Origin of the sequence: Bacillus cereus group sp. BfR-BA-01492 (assembly GCF_022662815.1) — a bacterium.
GTDB lineage: Bacteria > Bacillota > Bacilli > Bacillales > Bacillaceae_G > Bacillus_A > Bacillus_A cereus_BD.
Genome location: NZ_JAKUEH010000010.1, coordinates 143048 through 163822, shown reverse-complemented (window position 1 = coordinate 163822; position 20775 = coordinate 143048). Strand labels below are relative to the sequence as shown.

The window sequence follows — 20775 nt, the reverse complement described above, 5'->3', positions numbered from 1 at the left end:
TCTTAATGAGCTTAGAAATAGAAAAAGTACTATTTCATCTCTTATTGTTCCGCTTAAGTTTTGCGATATGTAATCCAACATTTGACGGTGGAAAAGATGTTGATTAGGGCGTGTGTGTAAGATGTTTTTTTTGTTATAATGTAAGAATGCGTAAAGGAAATGAAAAAAGCCCAGTCCCATTTTTTCGCTATGTAGCTAGCGTTTTTTGGACTACTTTTTTGAATAAATAGGTGATTAGAAAAAAGAAAGGGTGTTTTCATGTACGATATTTCAAAGTGGAAACATGTATTTAAACTTGATCCGAATAAGGAAATAAGTGATGAACATTTAGAGATGATTTGTGAGTCTGGCACAGATGCTGTTATTGTAGGCGGAAGTGATGGAGTTACAATTGATAATGTATTGCACATGCTTGTAAGCATTCGTAGATATGCAGTTCCTTGTGTATTAGAAGTTTCTAATGTGGAAGCAATTACACCAGGATTTGATTTTTATTATATACCAAGCGTGTTGAATAGCCGAAAAGTCGAATGGTTAACGGGTGTTCATCATGAGGCGCTAAAAGAATTTGGAGATATTATGAACTGGGATGAAATTTTCATGGAAGGATATTGTGTTTTAAATCCGGAAGCGAAAGTAGCTCAGCTGACAGAAGCAAAATGTGACTTAACAGAAGATGATGTGATTGCATATGCTCGCATGGCAGACAAGCTGTTACACTTACCGATTTTCTATTTAGAATATAGCGGCATATACGGAGATGTGGAACTTGTTAAGAAAGTAAAGGCAGAATTACAGCAAGCGAAGTTGTATTACGGCGGCGGAATTTCAAATGCGAAAGAGGCAAAAGAGGTAGCACAATATGCCGATACAGTTGTTGTTGGGAATGTCATTTATGAGAATATAAAAGCAGCGTTACAAACAGTAAAAGCTGTAAAAGGAGAGTAGGTGCAAGTAAATATGAGTATGACAGATCGATTATTGAACGGTTTAAACCCAGAGCAGCAAAAAGCGGTACAAACAACAGAAGGCCCCCTTTTATTAATGGCGGGTGCAGGTAGTGGTAAAACACGCGTGTTAACACACCGCATTGCATACTTGCTTGGTGAGAAGGGTGTTGCGCCGTGGAACATACTAGCAATTACCTTCACAAATAAGGCAGCTCGTGAAATGCGTGAACGTATCGATACACTTGTTGGACCTGAGGCAGAAGATATTTGGATTTCTACATTCCACTCTATGTGTGTACGCATTTTACGACGTGACATTGATCGCATTGGAATTAATCGAAACTTCACTATTTTAGATGCAAGCGATCAACTTACTGTTGTAAAAAAGATTATGAAAGAACGTAATATTGATCCGAAAAAATTTGATCCACGTTCTATTTTAGCTCGTATTAGCAATGCAAAAAATGAATTGTTATCTGCAGAGAAGTATGCAAAACAAATTTCAATTGCGGATCCATTTGAAAAATTATCAAGCGATGTGTATACAGAATATCAGAAGCGTCTTTTGAAAAATAATTCATTGGATTTTGATGATTTAATTATGACAACCATTCACTTGTTTGAGCGCGTACCTGAGGTATTGGAATTTTATCAACGTAAGTTTCAATATATTCATGTGGACGAGTATCAAGATACGAACAGAGCGCAGTATATGCTTGTAAATAAACTGGCAGCGCGCTTTAAAAATCTTTGTGTTGTTGGTGATTCAGATCAGTCAATTTATCGTTGGCGTGGTGCGGATATTTCTAACATTCTTTCATTTGAAAAGGACTATGAGAACGCAAAGGTTATTTTGTTAGAACAAAACTACCGTTCCACAAAAAATATTTTAAATGCAGCGAATGCTGTTATTGAGAACAATATAAATCGTAAGCCAAAGAAATTATGGACAGAAAATCAAATTGGGAGCAAGATTTCATATTATCGCGCTGCAACGGAAAAAGATGAGGCATACTTTGTTGCTAAAAAAATTCGTGATGAAGTTCAAATGGGCAACAGAAAGTATACAGATTTTGCTGTATTATATCGTACGAATGCCCAATCTCGTATGGTCGAGGAGATTTTCTTGAAATCGAATATCCCATACAAAATTGTTGGCGGAATTAAGTTCTATGACCGTAAAGAAATTAAAGATATTTTGGCATATTTACGCCTTATTGCGAATCCGGACGATGAAATTAGCTTTGCGCGCATTATTAATATGCCAAAACGCGGAATCGGTGCCACTTCCATTGATAAGATTATTAATTACGGTGTACAAAATGGGATTTCATTAACAGCTGTATTAGATGAAATTGAACATGTTGGTGTGAGTGCGAAAATTACAAAAGCTGTAAAAGAATTTGCGGGTTTATTACACAATTGGGTAAACATGCAAGAATATTTATCAGTTACAGAATTAGTAGAAGAAGTAATCGAAAAAACGGGTTATCGCGACATGCTTAAGAATGAGCGAACTTTAGAATCTGAAGGCCGCTTAGAAAACTTAGACGAGTTTTTATCTGTTACGCAAACATTTGAATCACAAAGTGAGGACAAGAGTTTAGTTGCGTTCTTAACAGACTTAGCACTTGTTGCAGATATCGATCGAGTGGATGAAGACCCAACTGCTGGTGAAGAAGTGATTTTAATGACGATGCATTCAGCGAAAGGGTTGGAGTTTCCAGTTGTCTTCATTATTGGCTTAGAGGAAGGGGTCTTCCCGCATACTCGCTCGCTTATGGAAGAAGATGAAATGCAAGAAGAACGCCGTCTTGCGTATGTAGGGATTACACGTGCGGAAGAGGAGTTATATTTATCGAATGCGCAAATGCGTACATTATTTGGTAGAACAAATATGAATGCAGCATCTCGATTTATTTCAGAAATTCCGACAGAACTAATTGAGCCATTAAATGAAACAAAACCAAAAAGAGAAACATTTGGTGCAAAAGCAAAAGTGGCAGCGACAACAACACGTTCTCGTTCGCAGATTGTAAGGTCAACTGTGAAAACAACAGGAGGAGAGCAAATTGGCTGGGCAGTAGGCGATAAAGCGCTCCATCAAAAGTGGGGAGTCGGTACGGTGGTCAGTGTAAAAGGAGAAGGTGATGCAAAAGAATTAGATATTGCATTCCCAAGCCCGATTGGAATTAAACGATTATTAGCGAAATTTGCACCCGTGACGAAACAATAAGAAAGGAATGAGGATATGTCAAAAGAAGCAGTAAAACAGCGTATAGAAGAACTTCGTGATCTTTTAAATACATTTAATTATCAATATCACGTATTAGACAATCCTTCTGTTTCTGATGCGGAATATGACCGCAACATGCAGGAACTTATAAAATTAGAAACAGAGAACCCAGAATTTATGACAGAAGACTCTCCCTCCGTTCGTGTTGGGGGAGCTGTCCTTGATATATTTGAAAAGGTAACGCATAAATCGCCGATGTTAAGTTTAGGAAATGCATTTAATGAAGGGGATTTACGTGATTTTGATCGTAGAGTTTGTCAAGGAATTGATGGTGCGAATGTAAGATATATTTGCGAATTGAAAATTGACGGCCTTGCAGTTTCTCTTCACTATGAAAAAGGACGCTTTATTCAAGGTTCAACACGAGGCGATGGTATTACAGGTGAAGATATTACCCAAAATTTAAAAACGATTAAGGCAATTCCTTTACGTTTACAAGAAGAAGTAACGTTAGAAGTGCGAGGCGAGGCTTATATGCCGAAGCGTTCATTTGTAAAATTAAATGAAGAGAAAGAGCAAAATGGCGAAGCTGTATTTGCTAATCCTCGTAACGCAGCGGCAGGATCTTTACGTCAACTGGATCCGAAAATCGCAGCAAAACGTAACTTATCTATGTTTGTATATGGACTAGCTGATATAGAAGGAAAAACAATTGCATCTCATAGTGAATCACTAGATTTTCTAGGAGAGCTAGGATTTAAAACAAATCCGAATCGCCGCATCTGTGAGACGATTGAAGAAGTCATTGCTTACGTAGAAGAATGGCAAGAAAAACGTCCCAATCTTGATTATGAAATTGACGGTATCGTAATTAAAGTAGATGATGTAACATTGCAAGAGCGTTTAGGAACGACTGCGAAGAGTCCAAGGTGGGCAATCGCTTATAAATTCCCAGCTGAAGAAGTTGTAACACGATTAACTGGTATCGAACTAAGTGTAGGACGTACAGGGGTCGTGACACCAACTGCGGAACTTGAACCGGTGCGAGTAGCTGGGACGATTGTACGCCGTGCTTCTTTACATAATGAAGATTTAATTCGGGAAAAAGACATTCGCATTGGCGATTATGTCGTTGTGAAGAAGGCAGGCGATATTATTCCTGAGGTTGTGAATGTTGTTTTTGATAAACGAACTGGTAAAGAAGAAGCGTATCATATGCCAACGCACTGTCCTACTTGTGATAGTGAGCTTGTTCGCTTAGAAGAAGAGGTAGCTCTTCGCTGTATTAATCCAGCTTGTCCAGCTCAAATTCGTGAAGGATTAATCCATTTTGTATCACGTAATGCGATGAATATTGATGGGCTTGGAGAACGCGTTATCACACAACTATTTGAAGCAAATTATATTCGAACATTTGCGGACTTATATGGCTTAACGAAAGATCAGTTACTCCAGCTTGATCGCTTTGGTGAAAAATCAGCTTCTAATTTAGTACAAGCAATTGAAGCTTCGAAAGAAAACTCATTAGAGCGCTTGTTATTTGGATTAGGTATTCGCCATGTTGGAGCAAAAGCAGCACGAACATTAGCTGAATATTTTGAAACGATGGATAATCTTGTGAAAGCTGGGGAAGAAGAATTAAAGGCGATTAATGAAATCGGTGAAAAAATGGCGCAATCTATTGTTACGTACTTTGATAATGAAGATGTACTCCACTTAATTCAACAGTTTAAAGATTATGGTGTTAATATGACATATAAAGGTATAAAGCGTGCTGATTTGCAAAATATCGCATCTTACTTTGCTGGAAAAACAGTTGTATTAACAGGTAAACTAGAAGTTATGGGGCGAAGTGAAGCAAAGAAAAAAATTGAAGCATTAGGCGGAAAAGTAACGGGTAGTGTAAGTAAAAGTACAGACCTTGTCATAGCAGGTGAAGCGGCTGGATCGAAATTAGCACAGGCAGAGAAACATAATATTGAAATTTGGAATGAAGAGAGGTTCTTACAAGAGCTAAATAAGTAAGAGGTGCACTTACCATGAAAAAAATAGCATTAGCGGTATTGAGTCTTGGGCTACTTGTAAGTGGTTGTAGCACGGGGCTAAAAAAAGAAGAGAAAATCGTTGAAAAATCGGGTGAGGCGAAAGAACAAGCGATTGTTCCGAAGTATTCTATTTCCGATGATTACTATAAAACGACAGTTCCGTTTGACCCAGGTGAGGCACGTGGCTTAGTTGTACAAGGGTTAAATAGTCGTTTGGATATAGATGAGTTTGAAACAGGTTTAATGCGTATTGCAAAAGAATCATTTAGTACAAAGGATTATTTATTTGGAGGCGGCAAAATTTTAACGGGCCAAAAGGTTCAAATGCTTGTCAAAAGAAAGCGGACAGATGCTGAACAAAAGGAACTGGAAGAAAAACTAAAAAAAGATGCCGTGAAATTTCCTAATATCGGTTTGAATCCACCATTACCAGAGGGTTCAGCGTCATTAGAGGTGAAACATAAAAAAGCCCCAATATATCTTTCCAACATTTTAGAACATGACTATTATGTGCAAAAGAATAATAAAGCTGAGCTTGGTGGGGTTGTAGTTGGCTTAGCGATGAATTCAGTTCAATATTATAATGAAGAGCACGGTTATCCACGTGAAAGTGAAATTTCAAAAAAAGTGATGTTAGAACAAGGAAAGAAAATGGCACAGGAAATTTTAAAAGAGATGCAAAAAGAGGATCCAAAAGTAAAAGAGATTCCAGTTATATTTGCTATTTATCGTCAAGGGCCAAAGTCGACACTTGTACCAGGAAACTTTTTGTCCTATGCCAAACTTGATAAAGGCAGCGATTCGATTGAAGACTGGAATCCAATGAATGAAAAGTATTACTTATTCCCTTCTGAAGCAGCGAAATCTGATAAACGTGAAGATCATGCCATGATGGATAACTTTAAGACGAATCTGAGCAAGTATTTTGAAGGAGATTACAGAGCCGTTGTTGGCACAGGATTTTATAAGGATGATGAATTAAAAGAGATGAAAGTGGACATTCCTGTTCAATTTAACGGAAAAGCAGAAATCATCGGTTTTACTCAATATGTAGCTGGAAGTGTCATGCAGTACTTCCCGAACTATATGAAAGTACAAGTAACGATTAAATCCGTTGAACGTCCAGAAGCGGTAATTGTACGTGAAGCGAAGCAGGACGAACCGTTTGTGAAAATTTTAAATTAAAGAAAAAAAGCTGTTCCATTCATGGAATAGCTTTTTTTCTTTAGTAATTTTGTTATAATTTCTAATGTTACAAATAAAAGGATGAGGGGAAAAGACATGGATGAATTAAGTCTTCAGGTTATCGTTTTACTAGTTGCTTTCGGTTTTTTAGCTTCTTTTATTGATTCTGTTGTTGGAGGAGGGGGATTGATTTCATTACCTGCACTTATGTTTGTAGGATTACCACCTGCTTCAGCGATTGCAACAAATAAATTAGCTTCAACAATGGGGGCATTCACAAGTACAATTTATTTTATTCGTTCAAAGAAAGTTGATTTTCGTATTGTAGGAAAGTTAATCCCATTAACTATTATGGGAGCAATTGCGGGAGCGTTAGTTGTAAAATTTATTCCGCCGGATATTTTACGACCACTTGTATTAGTTATGTTGGTATTTATTGCTATTTATATTATTGTAAAAAAGAATTGGGGAAGCGTCTCTACGTATAAAAAGATGACAAAGGGAAAAGCTTTAATGTTTTACTTTGCAATTTTAATGATCGGATTTTATGATGGTTTTTTTGGTCCAGGTACCGGATCCTTTTTAATTTTTGCATTTTTATTAATTGGTTTGGATTTTATTCGAGCAGCTGCATCTGGAAAAGTTTTAAATTTTGTTAGTAATATTGTGTCGTTCATTACATTTTTATTTTTAGATATTATTCATTTTGAATACGGTATTATTATGGGGTTATCAATGATTATTGGAGCATATTTTGGATCGAGATTTGCAGTGCAAAAAGGTGTTGGGTATGTCCGAACTTTATTTTTATTGGTGACGATTTTGTTAATTGGAAAAAATATTTTAGAATATACGCATGTTTTTTAGGTTCATACTTTTGTATGAATCTTTTTATTATATTTTAAAAATTTATTAATTTTTAAAATATAAGTCTAGGAATATTTGAATAAATCTAAATTATCGTGTAGAATAATGTTGTAAAATGTAAACGTTTTTCTAAGGGGAGGCTAAAAAGAATGGTAGTAGCGTACAAACATGAGCCCTTTACAGATTTTTCAGTAGAGGCTAATAAATTAGCGTTTGAAGAAGGGTTAAAGAAAGTAGAATCTTATCTTGGACAAGACTATCCATTAATTATCGGGGGAGAAAAAATTACTACAGAAGATAAAATTGTTTCTGTAAACCCTGCGAATAAAGAAGAAGTTATTGGTAGCGTTTCAAAGGCTAGTCGCGAATTAGCTGAAAAAGCAATGCAAGTGGCTGATGAGACATTCCAAACTTGGAGAAAGTCGAAACCAGAAATGCGTGCAGACATTTTATTCCGTGCTGCAGCAATCGTTCGCCGTAGAAAACATGAGTTCTCTGCTATTCTTGTAAAAGAAGCAGGTAAACCATGGAATGAGGCGGATGCTGATACAGCAGAAGCAATTGACTTTATGGAATATTATGGTCGTCAAATGTTGAAATTAAAAGACGGTATTCCAGTAGAAAGCCGTCCGATTGAATATAACCGTTTCTCTTATATTCCACTAGGAGTAGGTGTAATTATTTCACCTTGGAACTTCCCGTTTGCAATTATGGCAGGAATGACAACAGCTGCGTTAGTTTCTGGTAATACAGTATTATTAAAACCAGCTAGTACAACACCTGTAGTAGCAGCGAAATTTATGGAAGTTTTAGAAGAAGCAGGCTTACCAGCAGGCGTAGTAAACTTTATCCCTGGTAGTGGTTCTGAAGTTGGTGACTATTTAGTAGACCATCCTCGTACACGTTTCATTAGTTTCACTGGATCACGTGATGTAGGTATTCGTATTTACGAACGCGCTGCAAAAGTACATCCAGGTCAAATTTGGTTAAAACGCGTTATTGCTGAAATGGGTGGTAAAGATACAATCGTTGTTGATAAAGAAGCAGATCTTGAATTAGCAGCGAAATCTATCGTTGCATCAGCATTCGGATTCTCAGGACAAAAATGTTCTGCTTGCTCTCGTGCAGTCATCCATGAAGATGTATACGATCAAGTATTAAATCGTGCAGTTGAATTAACAAAAGAATTAACTGTAGGTAACCCAGCTGAAAAAGGAACAAATATGGGACCAGTAAACGATCAAGCTGCATTTGATAAAGTGATGAGCTATGTTGCAATTGGGAAAGAAGAAGGGAAAATAGTAGCAGGTGGCGAAGGAGACGATTCTAAAGGATGGTTTATCCAGCCAACAATCGTTGCTGACGTTGCAGAAGATGCTCGCTTAATGAAAGAAGAAATCTTCGGACCAGTAGTAGCATTCTGTAAAGCGAAAGACTTTGATCATGCGCTTGCAATTGCAAATAATACAGAATACGGTTTAACAGGAGCAGTAATCTCTAACAACCGTGCACATATCGAAAAAGCACGTGAAGACTTCCACGTAGGTAACTTATACTTTAACCGTGGATGTACTGGAGCAATCGTAGGTTACCAACCATTCGGTGGCTTTAACATGTCTGGTACAGACTCTAAAGCTGGTGGCCCTGATTACTTAGTGCTTCATATGCAAGCAAAAACAACTTCTGAAACGTTATAAGAAGTAACAAAAAGAGCCTGTCCAAAATGTATAACTTTTGGACAGGCTCTTTTTACGTTTATAGTAGCAAGATAAGAACATTTTTGGATTAAGCTGATCCATTGTAATTTTGTGTTGGTATTACAACAAAAGATTATTATTTTGTACTCTTTTGCCGTAGGTCATGTTATGAAATGAATAGAATGCTACAAAATCTATTCAATTCGTCGTATTTTTCTGTATTATTTTTATAGAATTCCTGTATAATACAATTTGAAAGAAAATCTATGGCTAGGCAAGAGGACACTACTTTCAGTTTTGTTGACTGAAAGTAGTGTTTTTTATATTCATAAATATAGTAAAAAGGGTAATAGATACAACTTTTTAGACGGATAAAAATTCTTCTGTACTTATTACATCAGCATATCCTTCATTTAGACTTGCCAAAATGGTGTTATGAATGTAAACAGCGGGAATGGTGGCGTTTTTAAAGAGAAGGTCTTTCGTCGCGCAAGCATCATGGATAACGGTGCAATGAAACCCAAAATCAAAAGCAGCTCTAACGGTAGCATCAATACACATATGTGTCATCATTCCGCATATAATAACACGCTCGATTTTGAATTGCTGTAGTTTTTGTAATAGATTTGTTTCTCGAAAGCTATTCGGATAGTGTTTTAAAATTATCGTTTCATTTTGTAAGGGACGAACGTTTTCGTGAATATGAACACCTTCTGTATCGGGGAGGAAGAAAGTTGCATGATCCCCAAAAGATACATGTTGAATATGAAAAATTGGTTGGTCTGTTTGTCGAAAATATTGTAATAATTGACGAGCATACTCACTAGCTTCTACTGCATTACGTAATTCCATCTTTCCATTCGGAAAATAGTCATTTTGAATATCAACGAGTAACAGTGCTGTTTTCATATTATTTATCGTCCTCCACTATATTTCGTATTCATGTCATTTTATTCAATGAGTCGGGGATATTTTCCTTTTCAGAAGAGAATAAGAGAAGTATTTTACATGTGATGTAAAAATTTCAATAGAAAAATAATTGCTATACTTTAGAAATTTTATGTTGACTCTAACTTTTCTGAGTTTTATAATAAAAAATAATTAAATAACAATTAAATCGATATATTCTTATCCAGAGAGGTGGAGGGACTGGCCCTATGATACCTCAGCAACGGGTTTTTTAATACCGTGCTAATTCCAGCAAGTCTAAAAAGGGCTTGAAAGATGAGAAGATGTGAACGAGTATATGTATAAGTGCTCTCCTTCTTATCTTTTATGACTGATAAGAAGGAGAGCACTTTTTATTTCACCTCGGGAGCTCTACTTCAAGTTGCTATAGCATATGGGAGGGAAGAAAATGATTTCTTTTACAAATGTAAGTAAGGTATATGAATCTGTTGGAGAGCCTGTTCATGCAGTAGAAGATGTAACACTTTCGATTAAAAAGGGAGAAGTGTTCGGTATTATTGGGTTTAGTGGCGCTGGAAAAAGCACATTATTACGCTTAGTTAATATGTTAGAAAGACCGACTTCAGGAACGGTTGCAATAGATGATAAAGATATTACATCTCTAACAACAAAGGAGTTACGACAGTTAAGACAAAGAATCGGAATGATTTTCCAAAGCTTTAATTTATTCAATTCAAGAACAGTGTTTGGAAATATTGCGTATCCACTAAAGTTAGCGAAAGTACCAAAGAAGGAGATAAAAGAAAGAGTAAATGAGCTGTTGAAATTTGTAGGATTAGAAGATAAAGCAAATTATTATCCAGAACAATTGTCAGGGGGACAAAAACAACGTGTTGGGATTGCGAGAGCACTTGCTACATCACCTGATATTCTTATTTGTGATGAAGCAACATCGGCATTAGATCCTGAAACAACAACAGAGATTTTGAATCTATTAAAGAAAATAAACAAAGAATATAAATTAACAATTCTCCTCATTACACATGAAATGCAAGTCGTGAAAGAAATTTGTCACCGCGTGGCAGTTATGGAGAGAGGGAGAGTCATTGAAGAAGGGACATTATTTGATATCTTTACAAAACCAAAAACAAAAACGACTCAAAATTTTGTTCGTTCTGTTGTGAATGACCATTTACCAGAAAGTGTACTAGCAAAAATTCAAAATGGTGGACAGATTTATCGATTAACATTTACGGGTGAAGAGACAGGACAGCCCGTATTATCGTATATTGCCAAAAATTATAATGTGGATGTAAATGTACTCTACGGCAACATTATTGAATTACAAAATGTTTTATTTGGAAATCTTCTTGTCGAACTGCAAGGTGAGCAAAAAGAAATTCAAAAGGCCTTACAACATCTAAGACTACAAGTACAACTAAAGGAGGTTGAAGCACATGCGAGTTGATTGGAGTATATTTTGGCCACGGATTCTTGATGCGACAGGGGATACCCTCTTAATGGTAATTGTAACTCTTATATTTGCTACAATACTTGGTATACCTCTAGGTTTACTTTTATATGTGACAAGGAAAGGTAATTTTTTAGAAAATAAATTGGTCTTTTCTATTCTTAATATTGTTATTAATACGATTCGTCCCATTCCGTTTATTATCTTTTTAGTAGCTTTAAGTCCAATTACAAGAACTGTTATTGGAACAACAATCGGAACAGCAGCAGCGATTTTTCCAATGACACTTGTTGCTTCAATTGGAATTGCCAGAATGGTAGAAACAAACCTTGTTTCAGTGCCGAAAGGAGTAATCGAGGCGGCGCAAGCAATGGGGGCATCACCATTAAGAATTGTGTTTGAAATTCTTGTTCCAGAAGCGTTGGCGCCATTAATTTTAGGGGTTACGTTTATGACTGTTGGCTTAATTGAATTTTCAGCAGTAGCTGGGCTTGTCGGTGGCGGTGGTCTTGGTGATTTAGCAATGACATATGGCTATCAACGCTTTGACACATCAGTTATGTTCGTAACAGTTGTATTGCTTATTATTCTTGTACAATTAGCTCAACATGTAGGGAATTATTTTGCGAAAATATTTTTAAGAAGATCATAAAAAAGAGAAGAGGGATAGAAGATGAAAAAGATAGTAGCGTTTGCATTATCAGCAATTGTAGGAATTACAGCTTTGAGTGGTTGCTCAAATGGGGATGCTGAAGCGAAAGAAAAGGAGAAGGTTGTTCGCATCGGTGTAACAGGAACGGATGGAGAAGCTTGGAGCATTCTTCAGAAGAAAGCTGAGAAAGAAGGTATTAAAGTTAAACTTGTGGAGTTCTCTGATTACACAACGCCAAATAAAGCATTGGCTGATGGGGATATCGAATTGAACTCATTTCAACATATTGCCTTTTTAGAGCAGTTTAAGAAGGAACATAAATTAGATATTACAGCTGTAGGTACAACGCAAATTGCACCAATGGGATTATTCTCCGAAAAGTATAAAAAACCAAATGAAATTCCAAATGGTTCAGAAATTGCGATTCCGAATGATCCAACGAACCAAGCACGTGCATTAAAACTTCTTGATGCAGCGGGCCTATTAAAATTGAAAAAAGATTTCGGCTTATTCGGTGACCCAAGTGGTATTGCTGAAAACCCAAAAAAATTAAAAATTACACCAGTTATTGCGCAGCAAACACCTCGTGTATTAAAGGATGTAGCAGCTTCCATTATTAACAATGGTGTAGCTGGTCAAGCTGGTTTAAATCCAGCGAAAGATCCTATTTTCTTAGAAGATCCAAAAAACGACAGTGCGAAAGCGTATATTAACATCTTCGCAGCTCGCACGAAAGATAAAAATGATCCGACAATCAAAAAAGTGATTGAATTATACCATTCAAAAGAAGTAACGGATGCAATTAAGAAAGAAACAAAGGATGGTTCTATCTCGGTAGATCTTTCACTTGATGAGTTAGAAAAAATCGTGAAATAATAGTGCGTTTAACGGATTAACAGAAGAGACCCCTCCGCTGTTAGCCCGTTCAACATATAATCTTACTTAACAGATGATACCCTAATTTTTTGTACCTTCCAATTCTGTATACCACAAAAAATAACGTCTGTTAAGGAGAGTGGAGAGACCAGGAAATTTCCTGGTCTCTCATCTTTTGCTTAGTCAAAGAAACTAGCTAAATATAAGGTAATCCAAATCATGAAAGGATAGGAGAGTAAGCTGAAAACGAGTATAAGGACTAGTTTCTTTTTTTGAACTTGTATGAAAGAAAATAAATAGAGGGAAAACAGTACAATGATAAATGCTGATATCACTCCAGGGTTGTATGAGCGATACATGAAAAATAAAATTATATGTTGAACAGCGTTAAAGAAAATAGCACCTTGTATGAAAATAACCCAGTAAATACACGATATAATATGAAGTTGGTATAGAATGATAAAGAGCAGAACAATGGTTGTTAATATACAAATTGCTATTAGAAATTGATGCGCATTTATGAAATTGATAGAGAATTGATGAGCGAGATATTGAGGCATACTAATAGATTCTTCAAGATTATGAATGAAAAATAATAAGGGAATAACCCAAATTATCATATTGGTAGATACATGTTTCGTTTTAGGTGTTTTAATCAAATCAATCATCTCCGAGTAAAGGAATAGAAAGCCCCTAAGGAGAGGGCTTCTCATATTGTTATTCAATGGTAATACTTTGCAAGTTGTTTTTCGTAGTTTGTGCTTTTTCTTGTGTACAAGAAGAAAGCTCTTCTTGTAAGATAGTTAGAACCTTCTTAGTGGATTGTTGAATTGGTGTTGGCAATTTCTCTACCATATACATTCCTATTTCTACTTTTATCCGAATGATTTGTCTCAGCAAATCCTCATGCATGAACTACACCTCCAAACCGAATGTTTAGTACATCGCCTTCAAATTTTGCACCTTGAACGGATAAATGCGTTAATGTTTTTGGTAACGTAATGTTTCGTTTGACAGAACCAGCACGAATGATGAGTTCATCCCCTTTTTGGTTTAAGGATAGTTCACTTTTATTAGAGAATGGGATAGAGAGAACAAAGAGATATTCATCTTCATCTTTTTTGACATATTGTGTACGACCGTTAAATTTGACTTCCGTTGGATCGAGTTCATTTTTAAACAAGGCACTCCCTACACGCTCTAACATCGGTAACCCAATGACTTCTTGTTCAAACATGGGAGCTTCATAAATAGGAAGAGGTTGAAAGCTGTCTTGGATGAGTGCTTTATATTTCTTTTGGGAGTCTTTCCATGCTTGAAAGTAGGAGTCAGTGACAGTGTCAGGAATTACACGATTTATCATAATCGCATCGACGTTATAATCATATAAATTTAAATAGGTAAAGCTACGCTGAGCCTCTTTAATCACCATTTTTTCAGGATTTACAACAATGCGAATACTTGTTATATCACGATTGGATAAAAGTTCTCGCATTTCTCCTAGTTGATTGAGTGTGTTTGTTAATTCATCCATAATATCATCTGTAGGAAGAGGAACACCGAGTAAAGGTTGTGCCACAGGACGGACAACCTTTAATACTTTTCTTTTAATAGGAAAGAGTTTTTCCATCCACCATCCGAGCATGTCAGGAAAACTTAACATAGCAAGTGTTTCTCCCGTTGGTGCACAGTCAATAACGATAACGTCATATGTTCTTTTCTTATAGTAATCAAGTACGCGAAGTAAACTAATAAGATCTTCCATACCAGGAAACATCGTTAATTCCTCAGTTGTAATATCATCAGCTGCTTTTGATGTAAACAGCAGTGTAATATACTTTTGTAATTTCCCCCAGCCTTTTTCCATTTCATAAATTGTATTGATTTCTTGTGCCCATAAATTTTCACGAATTTCTACTGGCTCAGAAGATAACTTTATGCCAAATGAATCACCTAAACTATGAGCTGGATCAGTGCTCATTACTAAGGTTTTTAATCCTTGTTTTGCGCTTTGAAGTGCTGTTGCTGCTGAAATACTAGTTTTTCCTACGCCACCTTTACCTGTATACAAAATAATTCTCATATTTATATCCCCTTTGTTTCGGTAGTCGAATATTACGGGTTTCGAAATATATGTTGAATAAAAGACCCGTAAAGGGCTTTATTCAATCGGAATATTTTTCATCTTAGGTGTAGGAAGCTTTTCGATTTGTTTTTGTTGTGACATAGAGATGTGATTCATAATCTTTTGGAAGATTTGCAGTAAGAATGCTTTTTCTTCTTCTGATAATGCTTCTGTCACAAGATGAAAGTAATGAGCTGCGTTTTGCTTCACTTCTTGAACGAGTAGCATACCTGACTCTGTTAAGCGAATCAATACAATGCGTCGGTCACTTTCATTTCGATAGCGCTCAATATACCCTTTCTTCACAAGACGATTGACAACACCGGTTGTTGTGCTCATTGGGATATCGAGAAGTTCAGTGATTTTCGTCATTGTAATATCTGTATTTCGTTCCATCCATAACAGGCAGAATACTTCTGTTTTAGAGAGTGATAAATCAAGGCTTACCCATTCTTCTGGATAGAAAAGCTTCTTGGCGTTATCTAGCAGCAAATCTAAAAAATGTTCATATTGCAACAATTATTTCCACTCCCGTATATTTCGAAGTTCGTAATATTTATTTTTATTCTATGTTTGATTGAAATAAATGTCAATCTTATTTGAATGTTTTTTCGGATTAGTTCGAAAATAAGTTGTGAAGTGAGAAAATTTTATGATAGATTAATAAAGAGAAAAAAATTACATAAAAATCCATGATGATAAGTATATTTATCTATAATGGAGATGTAGCTACAAGGGGGAGAACAATGAGAAGGAGAAATACGCAAGCGTTCACGTTTTTAGCATGGACTTCGTTTGTTTGTGCGCTTTCAGGTATGTTAATTGGTATTTATACATTAGATGAAACGCTTAGTGTAAAAGGATACTATTTAATAGGTACACTATTTTTAACAATGTCATGTTTTGTACTTCAAAAAACAATTCGTGATAATGAAGAAGATAACGAAAGATTTCCGAAAAATAAACCATTAGATAAAGAGTGATTTACGAGAAAGGCAAAAGCCTTTCTTTTTTTATGTAAAAGTGCTATAAGTGCCATGTGTTGACTTGCTTGAAGTACTGAAAATTTGGTATCATCAATAGTATTGTAGATTGAACGATATATTATGGAGGTGGCCTAGCCGTGTCAAGAATTTCCGTTGAGAATGTAAAGCATGTAGCGCATTTAGCGCGTCTTGCCATTACAGATCAAGAAGCAGAAAAGTTTCAAAAACAACTCGATGCAATCGTTACTTTTGCAGAACAGTTAAATGAATTGGAGACAACAAATGTCAAACCAACAACTCACGTATTAACGATGAGAAATGTTATGCGTGAAGATGTGCCAGAAAAAGGTTTACCAGTAGAAGAAGTATTAAAAAATGCACCGGATCACAAAGAGAATCAAATCCGTGTTCCAGCAGTATTAGAATAGGGGAGGGGAATTTCGATGTCATTATTTGATCATTCTGTATCAGAGTTACATAAGAAATTAAACAACAAAGAAATTTCCGTTACGGATTTAGTAGAAGAGTCTTACAAACGTATTGCGGATGTTGAAGATAACGTAAAAGCGTTTCTTACATTAGATGAAGAAAACGCGCGTGCGAAAGCGAAAGAATTAGATGCAAAAATTGGTGCTGAAGATAATGGTCTATTATTCGGTATGCCAATCGGTGTTAAAGATAACATTGTAACAAAAGGTCTTCGTACAACTTGTGCAAGTAAAATATTAGCAAACTTTGATCCGATTTATGATGCGACAGTTGTGCAGAAGTTAAACGAAGCTGACACAATTACAATTGGTAAATTAAACATGGACGAGTTTGCAATGGGTTCTTCCAATGAAAACTCTGGTTTTTATGCTACGAAAAACCCATGGAATTTAGAGTATGTTCCGGGTGGTTCTAGCGGTGGTTCTGCAGCAGCAGTAGCAGCAGGAGAAGTATTATTCTCTTTAGGTTCTGATACAGGTGGTTCTATCCGTCAGCCAGCTGCATATTGCGGTGTCGTAGGATTAAAACCAACTTATGGACGTGTATCTCGTTATGGTTTAGTCGCATTTGCATCTTCACTTGATCAAATCGGACCAATTACACGTACTGTAGAAGACAATGCATACTTATTACAAGCTATTTCAGGTATTGACCGTATGGATGCAACTTCTGCAAATGTTGAAGTAGGTAACTATTTAGCCGGTTTAACAGGCGATGTAAAAGGTTTACGTATTGCTGTACCAAAAGAATATTTAGGAGAAGGTGTTGGCGAAGAAGCTCGTGAGTCAGTACTAGCTGCTTTAAAAGTATTAGAAGGTATGGGTGCAACTTGGGAAGAAGTATCCCTTCCACACTCTAAATACGCGCTAGCAACGTACTACTTAATTTCTTCTTCTGAAGCGTCTGCTAACTTGTCACGCTTTGATGGCGTACGCTACGGTGTTCGTTCTGATAATGTGAATAACTTAATGGATCTTTACAAAAATACGCGTAGTGAAGGATTTGGAGACGAAGTAAAACGTCGTATTATGCTCGGTACATTTGCGCTTAGCTCTGGTTACTATGATGCATATTACAAAAAAGCACAACAAGTACGCACATTAATTAAAAATGACTTTGAAAATGTATTTGCAAATTACGATGTGATTATTGGACCAACAACGCCAACTCCAGCGTTTAAAGTGGGCGAAAAAATTGATGATCCAATGACAATGTATGCAAATGACATTTTAACAATCCCAGTAAACTTAGCAGGTGTTCCAGCGATTTCTGTTCCATGTGGATTCGGTGCTAACAATATGCCACTTGGTTTGCAAATCATTGGTAAACATTTCGATGAAGCGACAATTTACCGCGTTGCACATGCATTTGAGCAAGCAACAGACTATCATACAAAAAAAGCAAGTCTGTAAGGAGGCGAGCATAGATGAATTTTGAAACAATTATTGGTTTAGAGGTTCACGTTGAGTTAAAAACAAATTCGAAAATTTTCTCTGCGAGTCCAACAGAATTCGGAGCGGATCCAAATACACAAACAAGTGTAATTGATTTAGGATACCCAGGGGTACTTCCAACTTTAAACAAAGAGGCAGTAAACTTTGCAATGAAAGCTGCAATGGCTTTAAACTGTGAAATCGCAACAGAAACGAAGTTTGACCGTAAGAACTATTTCTACCCAGATAATCCGAAAGCATACCAAATCTCTCAATTCGATAAACCAATTGGGGAAAACGGCTGGATTGAAATCGAAGTAGGCGGCAAAAAGAAACGAATCGGTATTACTCGTCTTCACTTAGAAGAAGATGCAGGTAAATCAACGCATACAGGTGAAGGTTACTCATTAGTAGACTATAACCGTCAAGGTCTTCCGCTAATTGAGATCGTATCTGAGCCAGATATGCGTACGCCAGAAGAAGCATATGCATACTTAGAAAAATTAAAATCAATCATTCAATACACTGGTGTATCTGATTGTAAGATGGAAGAAGGTTCTCTTCGCTGTGATGCAAACATTTCCCTTCGTCCAGTCGGACAAGAGAAATTTGGTACAAAAGCAGAGCTGAAAAACTTAAACTCTTTCACTTATGTTCAAAAAGGTCTTGAGTTTGAACAAACTCGTCAAGAAAAAGAATTATTATCCGGTGGTATCATTCAGCAAGAAACACGTCGTTATGATGAAGTGACAAAGAAAACAATCTTAATGCGTGTAAAAGAAGGATCTGACGATTATCGTTACTTCCCAGAACCGGATTTAGTTGAACTTTATATTGATGAGGAATGGAAAGAACAAGTTCGTGCTTCCATTCCTGAACTTCCAGATGCTCGTAAAGCACGTTATGTTGCAGAACTTGGTCTGCCACCTTACGATGCACATGTATTAACTTTAACAAAAGAAATGTCTGATTTCTTTGAGGAAACAGTTGCAGGCGGTGCAGATGCGAAGTTAGCATCAAACTGGTTAATGGGTGAAGTGCTTGCATACTTAAACAAACAACAAAAAGAATTAAAAGATGTAGCATTAACACCTGCTGGGCTATCTAAAATGATTCAATTAATCGAGAAAGGTACGATTTCTTCTAAAATTGCGAAGAAAGTATTTAACGAGTTAATTGAAAAAGGTGGAGATCCAGAAGAAATCGTGAAAGCAAAAGGACTTGTTCAAATTTCTGATGAAGGTACACTTCGTAAGATTGTAACAGAAATCCTTGATAATAATGAACAATCTATTGAAGACTTTAAAAATGGTAAAGACCGTGCAATTGGTTTCTTAGTTGGTCAAATTATGAAAGCGACAAAAGGACAAGCAAACCCACCGCTTGTTAATAAAATCTTATTAGAAGAAATAAATAAGCGATAAAAGAAAAGCGTAGGCGGTTCGATTAGAAGAAGAAGGCGTTGAAGCCTTCGAAAGAGAAGTGTTTTTTTGCTTCGCCGGAGGAGAAACGCCTGATCCTTCTAGCCGCAGGAACTAGGCAGTGATGAAAGATCAAGGAGAAAAACACCCGCATGTGGGTGTTTTTTTCTGTAAAATGTGGGAAAATGTTTGTATAGCAACTATGGTATGATAGTTGCAAAAAGGTGGGAATAATGATACATCTAGACATATAAAGTTTTTTATCTTATGAAAAAATAGATCATTAAGATTCCCATGTTTTCCATAAAACAAACAGTAATAGTGATGAAGAATGATATGATTTGCGAATGCATAGCGATATGAACCCTGGTTCTTACTTGTCCTTTTCAATTGGGATAAAAGAAGGATATGGAGATGAGAGGAGGCAGGCATAGGAAGGCTGGAGAAAAGTTGAATATATTCTTTTTCCTGAATTGATGAATGAGAAAATTCCTGTGCTAATACATGATGAAACGAGCAAGAATAATTTATAATCCTACTTCTGGTCGTGAGCTATTTAAAAAGCATTTACCAGAAGTATTACAGAAATTAGAACAAGCTGGATATGAAACATCCTGTCACGCGACAACAGGGCCTGGAGACGCAACAATTGCGGCGAGGCAAGCGGCAGAACGTAAATTTGATGTAGTCATTGCAGCAGGCGGTGATGGGACTTTAAATGAAGTGGTAAATGGTTTAGTAGAGCATGAACATCGTCCGAAGTTTGGAATTATTCCAGTTGGAACAACGAATGATTTTGCACGTGCTATTGGTGTTCCACGTTCTATTGAAGAAGCGGCAGATATTATCTGTGAAGGGAAAACGGTTCCGTTAGATCTTGGTAGAGCAAACGATACATATTTTATTAATATTGCTGGAGGCGGACGTATTACAGAGTTAACGTATGAAGTGCCAAGCAAATTAAAAACAGTGCTAGGACAATTAGCATATTACTTAAAAGGAATTGAAATGTTACCGTCATTACATCCAACGTATGTTGAGATTGAGTATGATGGAAAGTTGTTGCAAGAAGAAATTACGATGTTTTTAATTACAAATACACGTTCAGTAGGTGGATTTGAAAAGGTAGCACCATATGCTTCTATTAATGATGGGTTATTTGACTTGTTAGTACTGAAAAAAGGGTCAATAGCGGATTTAATTAAAGCGGCAACGCAAGCGCAGCGCGGTGAGCATATTAATAATCCAAAAGTATTATATACGCAAGCAAATCGTATTAAAGTGCATTCTCCTGATAAGTTAATGATCAACTTAGATGGTGAATACGGTGGAGATGCACCGATGGAGTTTGAAAACATCTATCATTGCTTAGAACTATTTGTTCCTGAGCAGAAAGAGGACGCCTTATAATGGCATCCTCTTTTTTCTATAGC

Annotated in this window: 19 protein-coding genes and 1 riboswitch; of the genes, 14 read left to right on the top strand and 5 right to left on the bottom strand. The window is 36.4% G+C overall.

The window, feature by feature from the left end; genetic code table 11:
- Nucleotides 1-258 precede the first annotated feature (258 nt).
- From pcrB to pruA, 6 genes are all read left to right on the top strand, one after another.
- Nucleotides 259-948, top strand: a complete 690-nt coding sequence (gene pcrB / locus MR063_RS14265; RefSeq protein WP_242198763.1) for a heptaprenylglyceryl phosphate synthase — start codon at nt 259-261, stop codon at nt 946-948.
- A 12-nt stretch (nt 949-960) separates the two neighbouring features.
- On the top strand, nt 961-3186 hold the full coding sequence (gene pcrA, locus MR063_RS14260) for a DNA helicase PcrA (RefSeq protein ID WP_242198762.1): 2226 nt from the start codon (nt 961-963) through the stop codon (nt 3184-3186).
- A 15-nt stretch (nt 3187-3201) separates the two neighbouring features.
- On the top strand, nt 3202-5211 hold the full coding sequence (gene ligA / locus MR063_RS14255) for an NAD-dependent DNA ligase LigA (RefSeq protein ID WP_242198760.1): 2010 nt from the start codon (nt 3202-3204) through the stop codon (nt 5209-5211).
- Nucleotides 5212-5225: 14 nt separating this feature from the next.
- Nucleotides 5226-6416, top strand: coding sequence for a CamS family sex pheromone protein (locus MR063_RS14250; protein ID WP_242198758.1), 1191 nt, complete (start codon nt 5226-5228; stop codon nt 6414-6416).
- Between the two features lie 96 nt (nt 6417-6512).
- A complete protein-coding gene (locus MR063_RS14245; RefSeq protein ID WP_242198756.1) occupies nt 6513-7283 on the top strand; it encodes a TSUP family transporter in 771 nt (256 codons plus the stop codon).
- A gap of 149 nt (nt 7284-7432) precedes the next feature.
- Nucleotides 7433-8980, top strand: a complete 1548-nt coding sequence (pruA, locus tag MR063_RS14240; protein WP_242198753.1) for an L-glutamate gamma-semialdehyde dehydrogenase — start codon at nt 7433-7435, stop codon at nt 8978-8980.
- A 363-nt stretch (nt 8981-9343) separates the two neighbouring features.
- Here pruA and MR063_RS14235 read toward each other — a convergent pair whose 3' ends face one another.
- Nucleotides 9344-9889 carry a cysteine hydrolase family protein gene (locus MR063_RS14235; RefSeq protein ID WP_242198750.1) on the bottom strand — a complete coding sequence of 182 codons (546 nt, stop codon included), beginning with the start codon at nt 9887-9889 and terminating at the stop codon, nt 9344-9346.
- 216 nt (nt 9890-10105) lie between these two features.
- Nucleotides 10106-10211: riboswitch (SAM riboswitch) on the top strand.
- 126 nt (nt 10212-10337) lie between these two features.
- Here MR063_RS14235 and MR063_RS14230 point away from each other — a divergent pair.
- The 3 genes from MR063_RS14230 to MR063_RS14220 are packed head-to-tail and all read left to right on the top strand — an operon-like array spanning nt 10338 to nt 12888.
- Nucleotides 10338-11357: a methionine ABC transporter ATP-binding protein gene (locus MR063_RS14230; protein WP_242198748.1), complete on the top strand. Its 1020-nt coding sequence runs from the start codon at nt 10338-10340 to the stop codon at nt 11355-11357.
- Complete coding sequence (locus MR063_RS14225; protein ID WP_242144321.1) at nt 11347-12012, top strand: methionine ABC transporter permease; 666 nt, start codon at nt 11347-11349, stop codon at nt 12010-12012. The genes MR063_RS14230 and MR063_RS14225 overlap by 11 nt, the downstream gene beginning before the upstream one ends.
- Nucleotides 12013-12033: 21 nt before the next feature.
- A complete protein-coding gene (locus tag MR063_RS14220; RefSeq protein ID WP_242198746.1) occupies nt 12034-12888 on the top strand; it encodes a MetQ/NlpA family ABC transporter substrate-binding protein in 855 nt (284 codons plus the stop codon).
- A 179-nt stretch (nt 12889-13067) separates the two neighbouring features.
- Here MR063_RS14220 and MR063_RS14215 read toward each other — a convergent pair whose 3' ends face one another.
- The 4 genes from MR063_RS14215 to MR063_RS14200 form a co-directional block, all read right to left on the bottom strand.
- The gene (locus tag MR063_RS14215) at nt 13068-13547 is read right to left on the bottom strand and encodes an HXXEE domain-containing protein (protein WP_242198744.1); all 480 of its coding nucleotides are present in this window, start codon (nt 13545-13547) and stop codon (nt 13068-13070) included.
- A 58-nt stretch (nt 13548-13605) separates the two neighbouring features.
- Entirely contained in the window at nt 13606-13800 is a 195-nt protein-coding gene (locus MR063_RS14210; protein WP_242198742.1) for a DUF3926 domain-containing protein, read from the bottom strand.
- A complete protein-coding gene (locus tag MR063_RS14205) occupies nt 13793-14971 on the bottom strand; it encodes an ArsA family ATPase (RefSeq protein ID WP_242198740.1) in 1179 nt (392 codons plus the stop codon). Before MR063_RS14205 ends, MR063_RS14210 begins: the two co-directional genes overlap by 8 nt.
- Before the next feature lie 78 nt (nt 14972-15049).
- On the bottom strand, nt 15050-15532 hold the full coding sequence (locus MR063_RS14200) for a MarR family winged helix-turn-helix transcriptional regulator (RefSeq protein WP_242198738.1): 483 nt from the start codon (nt 15530-15532) through the stop codon (nt 15050-15052).
- Nucleotides 15533-15759: 227 nt separating this feature from the next.
- Between MR063_RS14200 and MR063_RS14195 the strand changes: the two genes are divergently transcribed.
- The 5 genes from MR063_RS14195 to MR063_RS14175 all read left to right on the top strand — a co-directional run bounded on the left by MR063_RS14195 (nt 15760) and on the right by MR063_RS14175 (nt 20752).
- A complete protein-coding gene (locus tag MR063_RS14195; RefSeq protein ID WP_001254393.1) occupies nt 15760-15996 on the top strand; it encodes a YiaA/YiaB family inner membrane protein in 237 nt (78 codons plus the stop codon).
- 140 nt (nt 15997-16136) lie between these two features.
- On the top strand, nt 16137-16427 hold the full coding sequence (gatC, locus tag MR063_RS14190) for an Asp-tRNA(Asn)/Glu-tRNA(Gln) amidotransferase subunit GatC (RefSeq protein WP_242198736.1): 291 nt from the start codon (nt 16137-16139) through the stop codon (nt 16425-16427).
- Between the two features lie 15 nt (nt 16428-16442).
- Entirely contained in the window at nt 16443-17900 is a 1458-nt protein-coding gene (gatA, locus tag MR063_RS14185; protein WP_242198734.1) for an Asp-tRNA(Asn)/Glu-tRNA(Gln) amidotransferase subunit GatA, read from the top strand.
- Nucleotides 17901-17914: 14 nt separating this feature from the next.
- The gene (gatB, locus tag MR063_RS14180) at nt 17915-19345 is read left to right on the top strand and encodes an Asp-tRNA(Asn)/Glu-tRNA(Gln) amidotransferase subunit GatB (protein ID WP_242198731.1); all 1431 of its coding nucleotides are present in this window, start codon (nt 17915-17917) and stop codon (nt 19343-19345) included.
- 501 nt (nt 19346-19846) lie between these two features.
- Nucleotides 19847-20752: a diacylglycerol kinase gene (locus MR063_RS14175; RefSeq protein WP_242144328.1), complete on the top strand. Its 906-nt coding sequence runs from the start codon at nt 19847-19849 to the stop codon at nt 20750-20752.
- Nucleotides 20753-20775: the final 23 nt, after the last annotated feature.

Coding starts and splice junctions, on each gene's coding strand:
- MR063_RS14230 (WP_242198748.1), top strand. CDS start 10,338: ATGATTTCTTTTACAAATGTAAGTAAGGTATATGAATCTGTTGGAGAG.
- MR063_RS14250 (WP_242198758.1), top strand. CDS start 5,226: ATGAAAAAAATAGCATTAGCGGTATTGAGTCTTGGGCTACTTGTAAGT.
- MR063_RS14205 (WP_242198740.1), bottom strand. CDS start 14,971: ATGAGAATTATTTTGTATACAGGTAAAGGTGGCGTAGGAAAAACTAGT.
- ligA (WP_242198760.1), top strand. CDS start 3,202: ATGTCAAAAGAAGCAGTAAAACAGCGTATAGAAGAACTTCGTGATCTT.
- MR063_RS14210 (WP_242198742.1), bottom strand. CDS start 13,800: ATGCATGAGGATTTGCTGAGACAAATCATTCGGATAAAAGTAGAAATA.
- pruA (WP_242198753.1), top strand. CDS start 7,433: ATGGTAGTAGCGTACAAACATGAGCCCTTTACAGATTTTTCAGTAGAG.
- MR063_RS14195 (WP_001254393.1), top strand. CDS start 15,760: ATGAGAAGGAGAAATACGCAAGCGTTCACGTTTTTAGCATGGACTTCG.
- pcrB (WP_242198763.1), top strand. CDS start 259: ATGTACGATATTTCAAAGTGGAAACATGTATTTAAACTTGATCCGAAT.
- gatA (WP_242198734.1), top strand. CDS start 16,443: ATGTCATTATTTGATCATTCTGTATCAGAGTTACATAAGAAATTAAAC.
- MR063_RS14175 (WP_242144328.1), top strand. CDS start 19,847: ATGATGAAACGAGCAAGAATAATTTATAATCCTACTTCTGGTCGTGAG.
- MR063_RS14225 (WP_242144321.1), top strand. CDS start 11,347: ATGCGAGTTGATTGGAGTATATTTTGGCCACGGATTCTTGATGCGACA.
- pcrA (WP_242198762.1), top strand. CDS start 961: ATGAGTATGACAGATCGATTATTGAACGGTTTAAACCCAGAGCAGCAA.
- MR063_RS14245 (WP_242198756.1), top strand. CDS start 6,513: ATGGATGAATTAAGTCTTCAGGTTATCGTTTTACTAGTTGCTTTCGGT.
- gatB (WP_242198731.1), top strand. CDS start 17,915: ATGAATTTTGAAACAATTATTGGTTTAGAGGTTCACGTTGAGTTAAAA.
- MR063_RS14220 (WP_242198746.1), top strand. CDS start 12,034: ATGAAAAAGATAGTAGCGTTTGCATTATCAGCAATTGTAGGAATTACA.
- MR063_RS14235 (WP_242198750.1), bottom strand. CDS start 9,889: ATGAAAACAGCACTGTTACTCGTTGATATTCAAAATGACTATTTTCCG.